The organism is Paenibacillus sp. EC2-1 (genome assembly GCF_049311625.1).
In the GTDB taxonomy this organism is placed as follows: Bacteria; Bacillota; Bacilli; order Paenibacillales; family Paenibacillaceae; genus Paenibacillus_AQ.
This window is the reverse complement of the sequence record NZ_CP186006.1, coordinates 2,122,623-2,137,569: the sequence shown is the minus strand read 5'-3', so window position 1 is coordinate 2,137,569 and position 14,947 is coordinate 2,122,623. Positions and strand designations below refer to the sequence as shown.

16 protein-coding genes and 1 pseudogene are annotated in these 14,947 nt (G+C 43.0%); all 17 read right to left on the bottom strand.

The annotated features are described in order from the left end of the window. Window positions 1–9: 9 nt before the first annotated feature. A complete protein-coding gene (gene trpA, locus ACK8P5_RS10110) occupies window positions 10–834 on the bottom strand; it encodes a tryptophan synthase subunit alpha (protein ID WP_422660809.1) in 825 nt (274 codons plus the stop codon). Then, window positions 831–2,027 carry a tryptophan synthase subunit beta gene (gene trpB / locus ACK8P5_RS10105; protein ID WP_422661431.1) on the bottom strand — a complete coding sequence of 399 codons (1,197 nt, stop codon included), beginning with the start codon at window positions 2,025–2,027 and terminating at the stop codon, window positions 831–833. Before trpB ends, trpA begins: the two co-directional genes overlap by 4 nt. 27 nt (window positions 2,028–2,054) lie before the next feature. Beyond that, window positions 2,055–2,699 (bottom strand): annotated as a pseudogene (locus ACK8P5_RS10100) (phosphoribosylanthranilate isomerase); the annotation flags it as partial. Window position 2,700: 1 nt separating this feature from the next. After that, complete coding sequence (gene trpC, locus ACK8P5_RS10095; protein WP_422660808.1) at window positions 2,701–3,522, bottom strand: indole-3-glycerol phosphate synthase TrpC; 822 nt, start codon at window positions 3,520–3,522, stop codon at window positions 2,701–2,703. Then, on the bottom strand, window positions 3,512–4,552 hold the full coding sequence (gene trpD / locus ACK8P5_RS10090) for an anthranilate phosphoribosyltransferase (RefSeq protein WP_422660807.1): 1,041 nt from the start codon (window positions 4,550–4,552) through the stop codon (window positions 3,512–3,514). Before trpD ends, trpC begins: the two co-directional genes overlap by 11 nt. A 22-nt stretch (window positions 4,553–4,574) precedes the next feature. Beyond that, complete coding sequence (trpE, locus tag ACK8P5_RS10085; RefSeq protein ID WP_422660806.1) at window positions 4,575–6,131, bottom strand: anthranilate synthase component I; 1,557 nt, start codon at window positions 6,129–6,131, stop codon at window positions 4,575–4,577. Between the two features lie 354 nt (window positions 6,132–6,485). Continuing rightward, window positions 6,486–6,860 (bottom strand): chorismate mutase, encoded by a 375-nt coding sequence (gene aroH / locus ACK8P5_RS10080; protein ID WP_422660805.1) that lies wholly within the window; start codon window positions 6,858–6,860, stop codon window positions 6,486–6,488. 2 nt (window positions 6,861–6,862) lie between these two features. Beyond that, on the bottom strand, window positions 6,863–7,957 hold the full coding sequence (gene aroB, locus ACK8P5_RS10075; RefSeq protein WP_422660804.1) for a 3-dehydroquinate synthase: 1,095 nt from the start codon (window positions 7,955–7,957) through the stop codon (window positions 6,863–6,865). A 2-nt stretch (window positions 7,958–7,959) separates the two neighbouring features. Continuing rightward, window positions 7,960–9,129: a chorismate synthase gene (aroC, locus tag ACK8P5_RS10070; protein ID WP_422660803.1), complete on the bottom strand. Its 1,170-nt coding sequence runs from the start codon at window positions 9,127–9,129 to the stop codon at window positions 7,960–7,962. A gap of 154 nt (window positions 9,130–9,283) precedes the next feature. Then, on the bottom strand, window positions 9,284–9,448 hold the full coding sequence (locus ACK8P5_RS10065; RefSeq protein ID WP_422660802.1) for a hypothetical protein: 165 nt from the start codon (window positions 9,446–9,448) through the stop codon (window positions 9,284–9,286). A 73-nt stretch (window positions 9,449–9,521) separates the two neighbouring features. Continuing rightward, on the bottom strand, window positions 9,522–10,328 hold the full coding sequence (locus ACK8P5_RS10060) for a CheR family methyltransferase (RefSeq protein ID WP_422660801.1): 807 nt from the start codon (window positions 10,326–10,328) through the stop codon (window positions 9,522–9,524). Window positions 10,329–10,355: 27 nt separating this feature from the next. Continuing rightward, the gene (ndk, locus tag ACK8P5_RS10055) at window positions 10,356–10,799 is read right to left on the bottom strand and encodes a nucleoside-diphosphate kinase (RefSeq protein WP_422660800.1); all 444 of its coding nucleotides are present in this window, start codon (window positions 10,797–10,799) and stop codon (window positions 10,356–10,358) included. 81 nt (window positions 10,800–10,880) lie between these two features. After that, window positions 10,881–11,855 (bottom strand): polyprenyl synthetase family protein, encoded by a 975-nt coding sequence (locus ACK8P5_RS10050; protein ID WP_422660799.1) that lies wholly within the window; start codon window positions 11,853–11,855, stop codon window positions 10,881–10,883. Next, window positions 11,852–12,718, bottom strand: coding sequence for a menaquinone biosynthesis protein (locus ACK8P5_RS10045; RefSeq protein WP_422660798.1), 867 nt, complete (start codon window positions 12,716–12,718; stop codon window positions 11,852–11,854). The genes ACK8P5_RS10050 and ACK8P5_RS10045 overlap by 4 nt, the downstream gene beginning before the upstream one ends. A gap of 1 nt (window position 12,719) precedes the next feature. Further along, the gene (locus tag ACK8P5_RS10040; protein WP_422660797.1) at window positions 12,720–13,322 is read right to left on the bottom strand and encodes a UbiX family flavin prenyltransferase; all 603 of its coding nucleotides are present in this window, start codon (window positions 13,320–13,322) and stop codon (window positions 12,720–12,722) included. After that, entirely contained in the window at window positions 13,322–14,194 is an 873-nt protein-coding gene (locus tag ACK8P5_RS10035) for a UbiA-like polyprenyltransferase (protein WP_422660796.1), read from the bottom strand. The genes ACK8P5_RS10040 and ACK8P5_RS10035 overlap by 1 nt, the downstream gene beginning before the upstream one ends. Further along, window positions 14,187–14,945 carry a demethylmenaquinone methyltransferase gene (locus tag ACK8P5_RS10030; RefSeq protein WP_422661430.1) on the bottom strand — a complete coding sequence of 253 codons (759 nt, stop codon included), beginning with the start codon at window positions 14,943–14,945 and terminating at the stop codon, window positions 14,187–14,189. The genes ACK8P5_RS10035 and ACK8P5_RS10030 overlap by 8 nt, the downstream gene beginning before the upstream one ends. Window positions 14,946–14,947 lie beyond the last annotated feature (2 nt).

Below are 14,947 nucleotides of genomic sequence, written 5' to 3'. Positions count from 1 at the left end.
ATTATCAACTCACCTTTCGTAAACTTTATTTCCTTTTAATTGTGACACAAATTGGCGGATTTGCAAAAGCCCTTCTTGCTTCGTATTTTCTTGCAATAACAATGGTATGACAGATTCAATCTGACGAACAATCGCGCTCCCCACTACAACACCATCGCAGATTTCAGAGAATCTAGCTACTTGTTCACCATTGGATATACCAAAGCCGATTGCGACTGGGACTTTACTGTATTTTTTCACAGTTTCAATAAATTCATTGATGCCGCTATAAAAATCTGACCGCTCACCTGTCACCCCAAGCGAGGAGACACAATAGATAAAGCCATCTGCATCACTTACAATTCTAGAGATACGTTCATGCGAAGTTGGGGCTACGAGTGGTATAAGGTGTACGTTAGCCTCCTTCGCTCTTCTTCGGATTTCTTCAGACTCTTCAATAGGAAGATCAGGAATGATTAATCCGCTGATATCATGGGCAATCAGTTCCTCAAAGAAGACATCCAATCCCATCTGAAGTGCTGGATTAAAGTAAGTAAACAAGATGAAAGGCATCTGACTACCCGCTTTTCTAGCTTTTAATGCGACCTCCATGCAAGTCCGTATTGTTACGTGTCCTTTTAACGCTCTTTCAGATGCCCTCTGGATGACAGGTCCATCAGCAAGCGGATCGGAGTAAGGTACACCCAGTTCAACAATATCTGCACCTGCTGCTTCGACCTCAGCAATGATGTCGAGTGTTAATTCAATACTAGGATCACCTACCGTCAAAAACGGTATCAATGCAGTCCTATTTTGCTTTTTCAAGCGTTCAAAGGTTACATCCATTCGATTCATATCGATTTCCCTCCCGTATACGCCATGATGGACTCCACATCTTTGTCGCCTCGGCCAGAAAGACAGATCACAACAATATCATCTTCGTTCCATTCATGAGCCACCTTTGCAACTTGGGCTACAGCATGTGCAGACTCTAGTGCAGGGATAATCCCCTCGGTTCTACTGAGAAGTTGAAGAGCTTCGATCGCTTCCTGATCGGTAATCGGTACATATTTCACACGTTCAATATCTTTCAAGTATGAATGCTCAGGACCCACTCCCGGGTAGTCTAATCCGGCTGATATGGAGTGAGCTTCTTTCACCTGTCCATACTCATCCTGAAGCAGGTAACTCATAGAACCTTGGAAAACGCCATGTGTTCCCTTGCTCATTGTTGCAGCATGATATTCTGTTTCTACACCTTTACCTGCAGCCTCCACTCCGACGAGTGCGACCTCGCTATCTTCCAGGAACGGATAGAACATTCCAATTGCATTACTACCTCCACCAATAGGTGCGAATATCGTATTCGGCAAACGTCCTTCTACTGCAAGAATTTGGCGACGTGTCTCATCCCCAATAATCCGCTGGAAATTACGAACCATCATCGGATATGGATGTGGACCAACTGCTGAGCCCAGAATATAAAAAGTATCTTCCACGTTACTAACCCAGTAGCGGAGTGCCTCGTTACCTGCATCCTTCAGTGTTCGGCTTCCTGATGTGACAGGGACTACTTCCGCTCCAAGCATCTTCATCCGGAAGACATTCAACTGTTGACGTTTTGTGTCCTCTTCACCCATAAACACTTTGCACTCCAAGCCAAGTAATGCGGCTACTGTCGCAGTTGCAACACCATGCTGACCAGCGCCCGTTTCAGCGATAACCTTCTTTTTGCCCATCCGCTTCGCAAGAACGCCCTGCGCAATAGCGTTATTGATTTTGTGCGCTCCCGTATGATTCAAATCTTCTCTCTTTAGATAAATCTTCGCCTTACCAAGATGGTTACTTAATCGTTCAGCATAATAAAGTGGTGTCTCCCTGCCGGAGTATTGTTTCAACAGATACGCAATCTCTTCTTGAAATGCAGAATCCTCTGCAAACCGATTGTATTCTTCTTCCAATTCTATTAAAGCATTCATCAATGTCTCAGGAACGAATCGCCCTCCAAAAGAGCCAAACCGTCCGTTACGATCCGGAAGCACTGTCATAATCCGTTTCACCCTTTCTACGAATGTTGTAACTTTTGCTATATTCTTCACACCAGGAGCAGACTCAACCCCACTTGATACATCCACTCCGTCGGGTTTGTATTCATTGATCAATGTTCCTACGTTCGATGAATCAAGACCTCCCGCCACAAACAGCGGAATCCCTTGTTGCCTAGCCCATTCCTTATAAAACGGGATCACATCCCAGCCAAAAGTTCGTCCAGAGCCGCCGCCATGAATCGGATCATATGTATCAATCAAGAGACCATCAATACATCCGGCGTAATGTTCGAGCTCGGCAATATGCTCTTCCGGCAATTGTTCTGCTTTCACCGAAACTGCCTTAAAAACGGAAACCGGGAAGTTCGCTTTCACTTCCCGGCAAAATTTCGGCGATTCTTGTCCATGTAGCTGCAGAACATCTAATTTGGCCGTGTGAAGAAGTTCCTTTAGTTCCTCCATCTCGGGGTTTACAACCACTCCAACAGAGGAAGGTATTTCTCCGCTCTTCCACTGCTTCAACACGGTGATTAGTTCAGCCGCCTGATCAGGAGTAACCTGACGGCGGCTATTGGCAAATACAAATCCGATATAATCCACAGGTAAGTTTATCATCGATTTTAGCACTTCAACGCTTTGAAGTCCACATATTTTTACTGCGGTATTCGTCATATTACCGTGCTCCTTTGCCACTTGGCTGAGCATTCTTAACGCTTCCCATCAGATCTAGAACAGCATGTTCAATATTATTTTGTCGCATGAAGTATTCACCTATCAACACACCTTGAGCGCCTGTTGAAGCAAGGAAATGCATGTCATCTTTACCAGCAATACCACTCTCACTAATCAATATTACGTCATTAGGTATATCACGGCTTAATTCTGCCGTTGTGTTTAATGACGTCTCAAATGTATGCAAATTTCGATTGTTCACACCTACAAGCTTGGCTGTATCCAATTGAAGTACGGCATCTAGTTCTTTGCGATCATGCACCTCTATTAAGCAATCCAGCCCTATAGAATCAGCAATAGCAATAAATTCCGCAATTCGCTCTACTTCCAAAATGCTTGCAATGAGTAAAATCGCATCTGCACCAATCAGTCGTGCTTCATAGATTTGAGCTTCATCAATAATAAAATCCTTACGAAGTAAAGGTAAGCTTACTGCCTCTCTCACCGCTGTAAGATATAATCCATTTCCTTGGAAATATTGTACATCCGTAAGTACAGATAAGCAGTCTGCCCCTGCTGCCTCATAAGCCTTTGCAATCTGAACCGGATCAAAGTCCGGTCGAATTAACCCTTTAGATGGTGATGCCTTTTTCACCTCAGCGATGAGTCCCATGTCTCGATTTCGACGTAATGATAATGCATCAATAAAACCTTTTGTTAGAGGAAGTGATGAAATCTCATGTAAAGCTTCTGGAATCGATAAGGTCTCGCGAAGCTTAGCCACTTCCTCTTGTTTCGTTGCAACAATTCGATCAAGATACATAACTTAATTCCCCCGTCATTGTGATAAGCTGATCTAATTTAGCTTGAGCAACGCCAGAATCAATTGCGTCTGCGGCTTTACTCACACCTTCGACAAGACTATCTGCCAATCCAGAGACATATATGCAAGCTCCTGCATTTGCTAATACGATATCTCTATAAGGGCTTCTTTCACCCTGGAGCACAGCTCCTATGATAGCAGCATTCTCTGCCGCATCACCACCAAGAATTGAATGCATCGGATGAAGTTCAAGACCAAGATCTTCTGGATGAATATCATAGGTTTGAATTTGCCCACCACGGAGCTCAGATACACGAGTTGGTGCAGAGATGCTAATCTCATCCAGTCCATCATGACTTGTTACGACCATAGCCCGCTTTAGTCCGAGTTCTTTAAGCACTTTGGCGATCGTTTCCGTTTTATTAAGGTCATAAATACCTAGTAGTTGTCGATCTGCACCTGCTGGATTCGTCAGTGGACCCAGCATATTAAATACGGTTCTGATCCCAAGTTCTTTTCGCGGTGCTGCTGCATGCTTCATCGAAGGATGATAGATTTGGGCAAACAAGAAACAGATTCCGATCTCATCCAGACATCGCTTCGCCTGCTCTGCAGTTAAATGAATATTCACCCCAAGCGCTTCTAATACGTCCGCACTGCCTGCACGTCCAGAGGCGGATCGATTACCATGTTTAGCTACACGCACAGATACTGAAGAAGAGATAATGGCTGAGGCAGTAGAAATATTGAATTTATGGATGCCAGATCCTCCAGTTCCGCATGTATCTAATAATTGACTGCACTCGGTTACAACCCGCCCACCGGAACCTCTCATCGCTTCTGCGAAGCCTGTAATTTCCTCTACAGTCTCCCCTTTAATACGAAGTGCAGTTAACAAAGCCCCTATCTGTGAGTGGGTCGCTCTGCCTTCCATAATGGTTTGCATGACATTTCTAGCCTCACAGCGCTCTAAATCATGACCTTCTATCAGTTTAGATATGCTGGACTGTACCGTATCCATAATACTCATGTTCCTCTCCTCCTCCAATACTTTAGTTAGGCGTGTATTCGTAAAGATAATCTTGATTAATTGTACTTACAGGTTTTTTTTCAGTTGGAAACATCTCTTCAGCAACACGAATGGCCTTCAACATCCCTTTAGCTTTATTTACCGTTTCTTCGTACTCCTTCTCCGGCTCAGAATCCCAAACAATTCCCGCCCCAGCCTGCACATATGCTTTACCTTCTCGGAAGATAATCGTTCTAATGGTAATGCATGAATCCATGTTACCTGTGAATCCCAGATATCCAATCGCCCCTGCATAAGCCCCTCTAGCTTCATGCTCCAGCTCTGCAATAATTTCCATAGCCCGAAGTTTCGGTGCACCGGATACAGTCCCGGCAGGAAGACAGGATAGGAAAGCATCGAAGAAGTCCTTATCTTCGCGAAGTTTACCCGATACGCCAGAGACAATATGCATCACATGAGAGTAGCGCTCAATCTCCATAAATGAATCACATTTCACACTCCCGAATTCAGAGACACGGCCCAGGTCATTTCGGCCTAGATCTACAAGCATCAAATGCTCCGCTCGCTCTTTTTCATCCTTTAGAAGCTCTTCGGCGAGCGCTCGATCCGTTAATTCATCGATACCACGTGGACGTGTTCCTGCGATAGGTCTTGTCTCCACCCTTCTGTCATCTACTTTGACTAAAGCTTCAGGGGAAGTTCCAACAATAATCTCTTCATCCATCTTCAAGTAGTACATGTACGGAGATGGATTCAATGTTCTTAATACACGGTACACATGAAGAGGAGATACTTCTGTTTCTATATGGAACCTCTGAGATAGCACTACTTGAAAAATATCTCCAGCGCGGATATATTCCTTCGCTTTATCCACATTATCCATATACTTTTCCTTCGTCATATTCGACTTAATTTCACCTAAGTCCACATCCGTAGGAATGCCGCGGGAATTTACATTTTCCCTTGGTCCTTGTTCTTGCAATTGTTCTGCCGTCTCTTCAAGCTTGCGGCATAACTTCATGTATGACTGCCTAATATCCTCGTCGGTATCGCCTTCTTTAACATGAACATTACCAACCAAGAGAATTTGCTGCTTCACATGATCAAATACGATGACTTGATCACAGAACATAAACCTAATATCATCCATACCCAGATCATCTAATGTATGAGCGGGTAGTTTTTCATAATATTGAAGAAGATCATATCCGAAAAACCCAATGGCTCCTCCAGTAAAGGGAGGCATTTCATCTAGCTGTGGGCTACGATAGGAACGAAGTAAAGCTTTCAACTCTTCTACTGGTTTTCCTGTTAACTGCTTCCGCTTCCCGTTCATTTCCACTTCGATGTGCCCTTGTTTACCTGATATCAAAAGGAAAGGATCCGTTCCAATGAATGAATAACGTGCCCACTGTACACCACCCTCTACACTTTCCAATAAAAATGCCCGCTCCCGCTGTGCATACCTCTGAAAAATACGGATTGGTGTTTCCATGTCCGCCAGTAAACGGATAGCAACAGGAATCAAGTTATATTGTCCAGCCATGGATAATACTTGTTCCATTGATGGGTTAGCCATTATCAATCCCTCCTTCTTTCTTAAATGTTGTAATAATACAAAAAAGACCTCTACCAAAGTAGAGGTCTATTATCGATAAGTATATGAAAAAAAGAGCACGGTCTAAAGTGACGAAACCATATAAGATAAAGAATCACTACTCATAATCACGGTTATAGGTATGACAAAGACATAACCGGATCACAAGATACTGTTCTTATCTATTACAAATATGGTCTATTCTAACCGCTTCATGATGTATCCTAAACTGCTCTGCTCTTCTCTGCTCAACTATACTCATCTAAAACTCTACTCAACTATTCTGATAATCACTATACAGGATGGACCCTGTACAATGCAACACTAAATTTAGGATTAATTTGAAGAAACCGATAAATCCGGACGAAGGCGCTGAGCTTCGTTTAAATAGACATGTTTAATTTCTTTCTGACTCTTCTCAGTATTCACCTGCACCATTAAGCGAATACAGAGAGGCAAGCTACCCTGAACTGGAATTTCAACAGAGCACATGAGTGGAACCAAATCCCAACCTTCAAGCGCTCTAATCGCTCTAGCAGGGAAAGTCGCATCCAAATCATGCGTCATTGTAATCCAAACGCTGCAAATATCCTCAGGTTGTACATCATTTCTCTTCACTATTTCGTCCAATAGAAGTACAGTTTCTCTTAAAATCTCTTGCTCGTCATTTTGCGTAACGGTTGTCGCTCCGCGTATACCACGATTCATCATCGTTATCTCTCCTTTTTAAGCTGTTCAACGATCGAACGAACGGATTCCACGGATACATCTTTCACAATGCTCACTTTTCCGATTCGATCTGGAACAATAAATACCATGCGTCCCTCAGTAAACTTCTTGTCATGCTGCATTGCATCCATAATCTCATCTACAGAAAGATCAGCCGGTAGTTCAATAGGTAAATTCAGAGCACTAAGCATTTTCTTCGTTTCCTGCAAAATCTGGCTCCCTCTACCTAACGATTCAGCAAGCATCGCAGAACCAACCATACCAATTGAAATCGCCTCACCATGTAAAAAGCGACCATATCCACCTACAGCCTCAATCGCGTGTCCAATCGTATGACCTAGGTTTAAGATGGCTCGAAGTCCACCCTCCCTCTCATCCTGTGAAACAACATCCGCTTTAATTGCACAACCACGTTCCAGACCGTAGGCGAGTTTCTCTTTATCCAGTGAGAGTAAGTCTGCGGCATTGTCTCTACACCAATAAGCGAACTCCTCGTCAAGAATAAGTCCGTGTTTTACCATTTCAGAGAAACCAGCGGACACTTCTCTTGCTGGAAGTGTAGACAGTGTATCAACATCGTACAAAACCATCACAGGCTGATGAAATGCACCGATCATATTTTTAGCGAGTGGATGATTTACGGCAACCTTACCCCCAACACTACTATCATGAGCAAGAATTGTTGTAGGCAGCTGAACAAAGGTAACACCTCTCATATATGAAGCGGCGACAAATCCAGCAAGATCTCCAACCACGCCGCCTCCTAGAGCGAAAACAGCAGAGTTACGGTCCAACTTACCTTCAATAGCTGTAGTCATTACCTGTTCAAATACAGTTAATGATTTAGAGGTCTCGCCTGACGGCACCACATGAGATACAGTTACATATCCAGCCTCAGCCATCAGTGTTTCTACTTTTTTCAAATAATGCGGGGCTACGGATTCATCGGTTACAATCAAATGAGGGCTTTGCGCTTTAATGCCATGCTGGAGACTCAATTCTCCAATCTTTTGAAGTAATCCTGACCCGATATATATAGGATAAGAACGATCGCCTAGTTCTACCTGTAATGTTCTCATACTTAATAATTCTCCAATTGAGCAAGATAATTTCTATAATTCGCATGAATCTCTTCCATGGAATCGCCACCGAACTTCTCCAAAAATGCCTTAGCGACTTCCCAAGTTACTACATGTTCCATAACTACGCTTGCAGCTGGAACTGCACATGCATCCGAACGCTCAACTTGAGCTGTAAATGCTTCCTTCGTATCAATATCTACACTTTGCAGTGGCTTGTAAAGCGTTGGGATCGGCTTCATGACACCACGAACGACGATTGGCATTCCATTCGTCATCCCTCCCTCAAAACCACCTAATCGATTCGTTGCACGGTGATATCCTCGCTCCTCAGTATACAGAATCTCATCATGAACTTGAGAGCCTCTTAATTCACCTGCTTCGAATCCGATGCCTACTTCAACACCTTTGAAAGCATTGATCGACATTACACCTTGAGCGATTCTTCCATCGAGCTTACGATCATACTGTACATGACTTCCAAGTCCGACAGGAAGACCTTCAATAATACACTCTACAACCCCACCGATGGAGTCGCCTTCTTTCTTAATTAAATCTATGTATTCTTCCATCTTCTTCTCGGTCTCTTTATCCACCACACGAACGGATGATTCCTCTGTGAGAGCAATCAACTCATCGATGGATAGATGGTGAGGAGGTGCTTCGATTTCCCCAATGCGAATAACTTGACCTGCTACTTTGATGCCAAACTGCTCCAAAAATTGACGAGCAATTGCACCACACGCAACCCGAACCGTTGTTTCACGTGCACTAGAACGCTCAAGTACATTCCGAAGGTCTGTAAGATTATATTTTAGACCACCGTTCAAATCCGCATGTCCTGGACGGGGACGATGAACACGTCTTTTCTCCTCATCTGTTCCTTCAATCGGCTCAATGTTCATGATGTTACGCCAATGCGTCCAATCTTTATTCTCAACAACGAGTGCAACCGGTGCTCCCGTCGTGTATCCATGACGAACCCCTCCAAGGATTTGCGCTGTATCCTTCTCAATTTGCATGCGGCGGCCACGACCGTATCCTTTCTGTCTCCGCTGCAACTGAAAATTCAGTGCTTCAAAATCAATCTTTAGGTTGCTTGGTAGTCCTTCAATGATTGCCGTGAGTTGAGGACCGTGCGTCTCACCCGCGGTCAAAAAGCGTAAACTCATGATGCGTTCCCCCTTTAAACTTTTAGGACGTTGAATCACTAAAATCCGTAAATATCTTCTGCTCATTATAGTATAGCTATTCCGCTTTGACAAGAAATTGGACATACCAAAAAGCACTCCCCATCAACGGATGAGAAGTGCACTTTACGTATAGCTATTTCAAATGACGTACTGGTCTCTTCCAAGGACCATGCCCTAAAGTCTGCTGCGGATCCAATAGTGCATTAATCTGAAAGCTTTCAAGGCCAAGAATTTGACCGCATTCCTGCACACTGAACAATCCGCGCTGATACGCGGTAATTACCTTTCGTTTATCCATGACTGACCTCCGATTGAATATAAATCATCAATTCATAGTATCAGATATAATGGCCATATTTATTCAAAACAGATTAATCTCTAAGTTTGCGATAAAAGAAAGTTTCAGCGGACTCCAGGCCATATTGGCCAGGATTAAAGATCTGTTCCGTACTGCCTACAAAGAGAATGCCCCCAGGTCTTAAACTCGTAGCAAACTTCTGATATAACTTGTCTTTTGCTTCTTCAGTAAAATAGATCATTACGTTTCGACATACAATTAAGTCAAAGCCTGTATCGAATCGATCCGTCAATAAATTTTGCTTCTGAAACTTGACTTCCTTTTTCAGTTGTTCACTAAATCGGTAGAAGGCTCCTTCTTCCGTAAAGTATTTAGCAGCAACAGTACTCGGTACATCTTTTAACGATCTTTCCAAGTACAGCCCTTGCTTAGCTTTGGCAAGTGCTCCATCATCGATATCCGTTGCAAGAATTGTACTCGATGCGAGTAAGTTTTGTTCAGCTAAAATCATCGCAAGCGTATAAGGTTCTTCTCCTGTCGAACAAGCAGCGCTCCACAATTTTAGACGTTTAAAGCCTGTACCATTTAACTCAGGCAAGACCTTATCACGCAGAACCTCCCACCGATTCGGATTACGCCAAAACTCCGATACATTGATCGTCATCCGATCTAGAAATTCTTGTAACAGAGACTTTTCCTTCATCATACCTTCGTAAAAAGAAGCGAAGGTATGATACCCATATTTCTGACGTAGGGTGGTGAGTCTCCGCTTCATTTGAGCTTCTTTATAATCCGCAAGATTAATTCCTGTACTCGATTCTATACTTCGAATAAAGCCAATATAATCTTGGTCTTGTACTATTTGTTCATATTCCTTCATTGTACCATCCTGTATTAAATAAGAATTTTAGTTCCAAGGAGAGATGCTCTTCTCATATTGCACCAATTCATTTGGGCTAAAGAAGTTAGCAATCTCACGTGCCGCACTTTCTGGTGAATCCGAACCGTGAATTAAGTTATGAGGTGTATGAGATGCAAAATCACCTCGAATTGTTCCTGGCAATGCTTCCTTTACATTCGTCTTTCCGATAACCATGCGAGATAAGGTGATAATCTCATCTCCCTCCCACACCATAGCGAATACAGGTCCGGAAGTAATAAAGCCTACTAAATTACCAAAGAAATCTTTGCCCTCATGCTCTGCATAATGGCGTTTTGCTTGCTCATCTGTAATCTGTAGAAATTTGCCTGCCACAAGTTTAAATCCCTTGTCTTCCAGTCGAGTGACGATCCTTCCGATCAACCCCCGCTGAACACCATCCGGTTTAACCATCAAAAAAGTACGTTCCATTGGTTTCATCACGCTCCATTTTCATACATGTGATGTTACATTCTTCAACGTAAGTTTAACAGTGAGGCCTTCAATTGCAGTTTAATATGAACGCTTTGTAATAAAGTTCGCAATATCTTTTAATTGCTTTTTAGTCTTAATATCCGGTAATGTATCAAGCGCATGAAGCGCCTTCTGAATATAACGATCCGCTAGCTCCTCAGAACGAGCAATTCCTGAACTGGATTTGATCATTTCTACTGCCTTACTAACATCACACTGTCCATTCAATGAATGAATCCGTTCTATTTCTTCAAGCAATGATTGTCTCAAATCTGGCTCCTGAAGGGCATAAATGACAGGAAGCGTTATATTCCCTTGACGCATGTCACTGCCTGGCGGTTTACCAATCTGTTTCTCTGTTCCGCATAAATCGAGAAGATCATCTTGAATTTGAAAGGCCATGCCTACATTATACCCAAATCGATACATACTACTAGCAATATTGCGATCTGCATCAGATGCGATAGCACCCAGCTGACAACTGATTGCGATTAAAAGTGACGTTTTACGGCGAATTCGCAAAAGATAACGTCTAACGTCTTGCTCTGTGTTGAAAAAATCGCGGATCTGCTCCATCTCGCCGATTGTCATCTCAATCATGGCTTTGGATAAGATGCGATGAATTTCGGGGTTCCTTAATTTCGTAGTTAGCAAGAGCGCCTTACCGTAAATATAGTCACCGGTATACATGGCTATTCGATTGTCCCACTTGGACTTAACCGTTGGCTTGCCTCTTCTCGTTTCTGCATCATCAATGACATCGTCATGCACAAGTGAAGCACTGTGAATCAATTCCAGAGGAACGGCAATATATTTAAGCTTTTCGATGTCATAATTACCAAATTTGCCGCCCATCAGCACAAAGACTGGACGAAGACGTTTACCGCCTGCCTTAAGAAGATGTAACGAGGTCTCAGTCAACTGTGAATCATCACCTTCTATGCTGCGATAAAGCTCTTTTTCAATTACATCCATATCTTTCTTTAGTGCTCCGAAAATGTCCAGTCGTTTCATTCTTTCACCTGCATCCGAATATTATCTCTCCAAAGTTCCGGTATCACATCATGTTGTAGCAAACCAAGCTCATAAGCATATTTGAAATATAAGCGAAGGCCCTTCTGCTGTCGCTCATCAAAATCATAACACAAGTTGCTAAAATACCTCTGCCAATATGATTCTGTACCACCAATTCTGCTTATTGCTTCACTTACAATCGGACTAAGGTCCTTTAAGCTCCGTCGTTTACTATCCATGAACATGCGTGCGATTTCAGCCATAGCTTCAGGATTATTAGAAGCCGCATCACGATTAACTGCCCAGACGGCAAACGTCATGCTACACCCTGTCCATTCCTTCCACCATGCACCTAAATCGGTCACATGATATTTACCTTGGTTATACCAAGAAGCTCTAATGGCATTATCGCCGATCAGCAGAGCTGCGTCAGCATTTTCCATCATTTCTTCCAGTTCAGGCTCCATCGTTATATATTCAGGAGCTCCGCCGAGCGCTTTTTGCATTAATATCTTAAGAAGATTAACCGATGTCGCTGAAGTGTTGGTCAACGCAATCGTACCGTTCTTCAGTGTTTCCACTGGTTCACGGGAGAACAATAAAATCGATTTCACTGCTCCATCAGAACTTACTGATAAATCTGGTAGCAGTTGCAATTTATCCGCTGCCTCAGCATATGCAAAAGAGGATAAAGCACCAATGTGGATATCCCCTTTTTTCATACCTTCATTTAGAATGGCCGGTACCTCAACCACCACATGAGCTGGTGTACGTAGAGATTCTGGATCCACATAATAAAATAAAGGCCAAGCATTGGTATAACTGATCTTGCCGATCACGGTCTTCATGTCTGATCCCGGCATGCTAGTCACCCCATCTTTTAAACAATTGATGTTCGATTCGAAGATTATCCAGTACTTTCCCCACTAGAAAATTCACAATATCATCCAAGCTTTGCGGTTTAAAATAGAAGGCAGGCATCGCAGGAATCATCTTAACACCTAGTTGAGTAAGCTTCAGCATATTTTCCAAATGGATCGCATGCAAAGGTGTTTCTCTAGGTACAAGTACTAAAGTTCTTCCTTCTTTCAGCATAACATCGGCAGCTCGTGCCATTAAGTTATCTGATGATCCGTGAGCTACTGACGATAATGTTCCCATCGAACACGGCATAATAACCATGCCTTCCACAAGATACGAGCCACTGGCAATACTCGCACCGATATCGGAGATCGGATGATAATGAACGCTACCTCCCATATCACCAAACTTCTCTTCAAGAATAGCCTCACGATTGCTTGCCTGCCAGTCCAACTCCTCTTTCAGCACACGCCAGCCTGCATTCGTAATAATCAAGTGTACGTCAAAACCTAATTTTAATAAACATTCAGTCAAACGCACACCATAAATACTCCCACTCGCCCCCGTAATACCTACAACCCAGCTTTTTCTCCGGTTTGTATCCATTAAAGGTATTTCACCACCAGATCAACCAAAGTAAACGCAAATAATACAATGCTTAAAGTGCTGTTCATCGTAAAAAATGCCGTCTGAAGCTTGCTCATATCTCTAGGTGATAAAATGTAATGTTGATAAAATAAGATACCACACGCAATAATCATCCCCATCAAGTACCACCAGCTGAGAGGTGTCACGACGAACAAGATAATAAAACCGGCTGCTGTTATGACATGAAACCCACGAGCGAACCACAGTGCCTTATTCAACCCGAATCGCGAAGGAATAGAGTACAGTCCTTCATCACTATCAAAATCTTGATCCTGACAAGCATAGATCACATCAAAACCTGCAGTCCAGAATGCAAGTGCGATATAGAAGATGAACGCTTTATAATCCACTTGCCCTGTGACAGCCACCCATCCTCCTAGAGGTGCAAGTGCGGTCGTGAGTCCTAAAACTACATGACAAAGCCATGTGAAGCGTTTTGTATAGGAATAAAAAATAAGCATAAAAATAGCAATAGGAAGTAATCGAAATGCAAATGAGTCCAGTTCAGCCGTGGCCCAGAAGAATACGCCAAACGATAAGATAATAAAAAGTATAACTTCAATCGGCTTGAGTAAACCTGCAGGAATCGCACGTCCAACGGTACGTGGGTTCTTCGCATCAATGTATTGGTCCGTTAGACGGTTTAAGCCAAATGCAGCACTCCGAGCTCCAAACATAGCAAGAAAGATCCATCCAATGTCTCCCCATGAAGGTAAGTGATTGAATACGACCACGGATCCCAGTATCGCTCCCATAAACGCAAAAGGCAGAGCGAATAAGGTATGCTCCACTTTTATCATTTCAAGATATGTGCCTATTTTTTTAAACATCCTGATTCTCCTTGATCCCAATATGTAAGGCTACGATTCCTCCGGTCAAGGGATGGTCTTCTACACGGGTCAGCCCGATGCTACGGAATACTTCAGCGAGCTCCTTCCTGCCCGGAAAAAGTGCCAATGACTCGGGTAACCATTTGTACTGCTCATATTTCTTCGCAATCAATTTACTCATTAATGGCATAATATTTTGAAAATAAAAATAATATAAACCTTTAAAGGGCTGCCATGTAGGCTTGGAAAGTTCAAGACAAACAACCATTCCTCCTGGCTTTACAACTCGTTTCATTTCAGTTAATACCTGTGTGTAATCCGGAACATTACGAAGACCGAATCCGATGGTCGCATAATCAAAAGAGTTATCTTCGTAAGGAAGACTCATCGCATTGCCTTGTACGAGTGTAATTTGCTTGTCTAAGCCATTCTTCTCAACTTTTTGACGACCCACATTTAACATCTCTTGACTGAAATCAAGTCCAACTATGTGTCCAGTTTCACTTGCATTTGCTATGCTAATCGTCCAATCGCAAGTACCGCAGCATAAATCAATGGCTGTATTGCCTGGTTTGATGTTCATCTTCTTCATTGCAAACTTTCGCCATAATTTGTGCTGCCTGAAACTGTTGATATCATTCATCATGTCATATTTGCTTGCGATGCTCTCGAACACTGAATGAACATAGTCCTCTTTCGGTTTATTGCTTTCATCATGCTTCACTACAGGCTTCACCGTATCATTCCCCAACT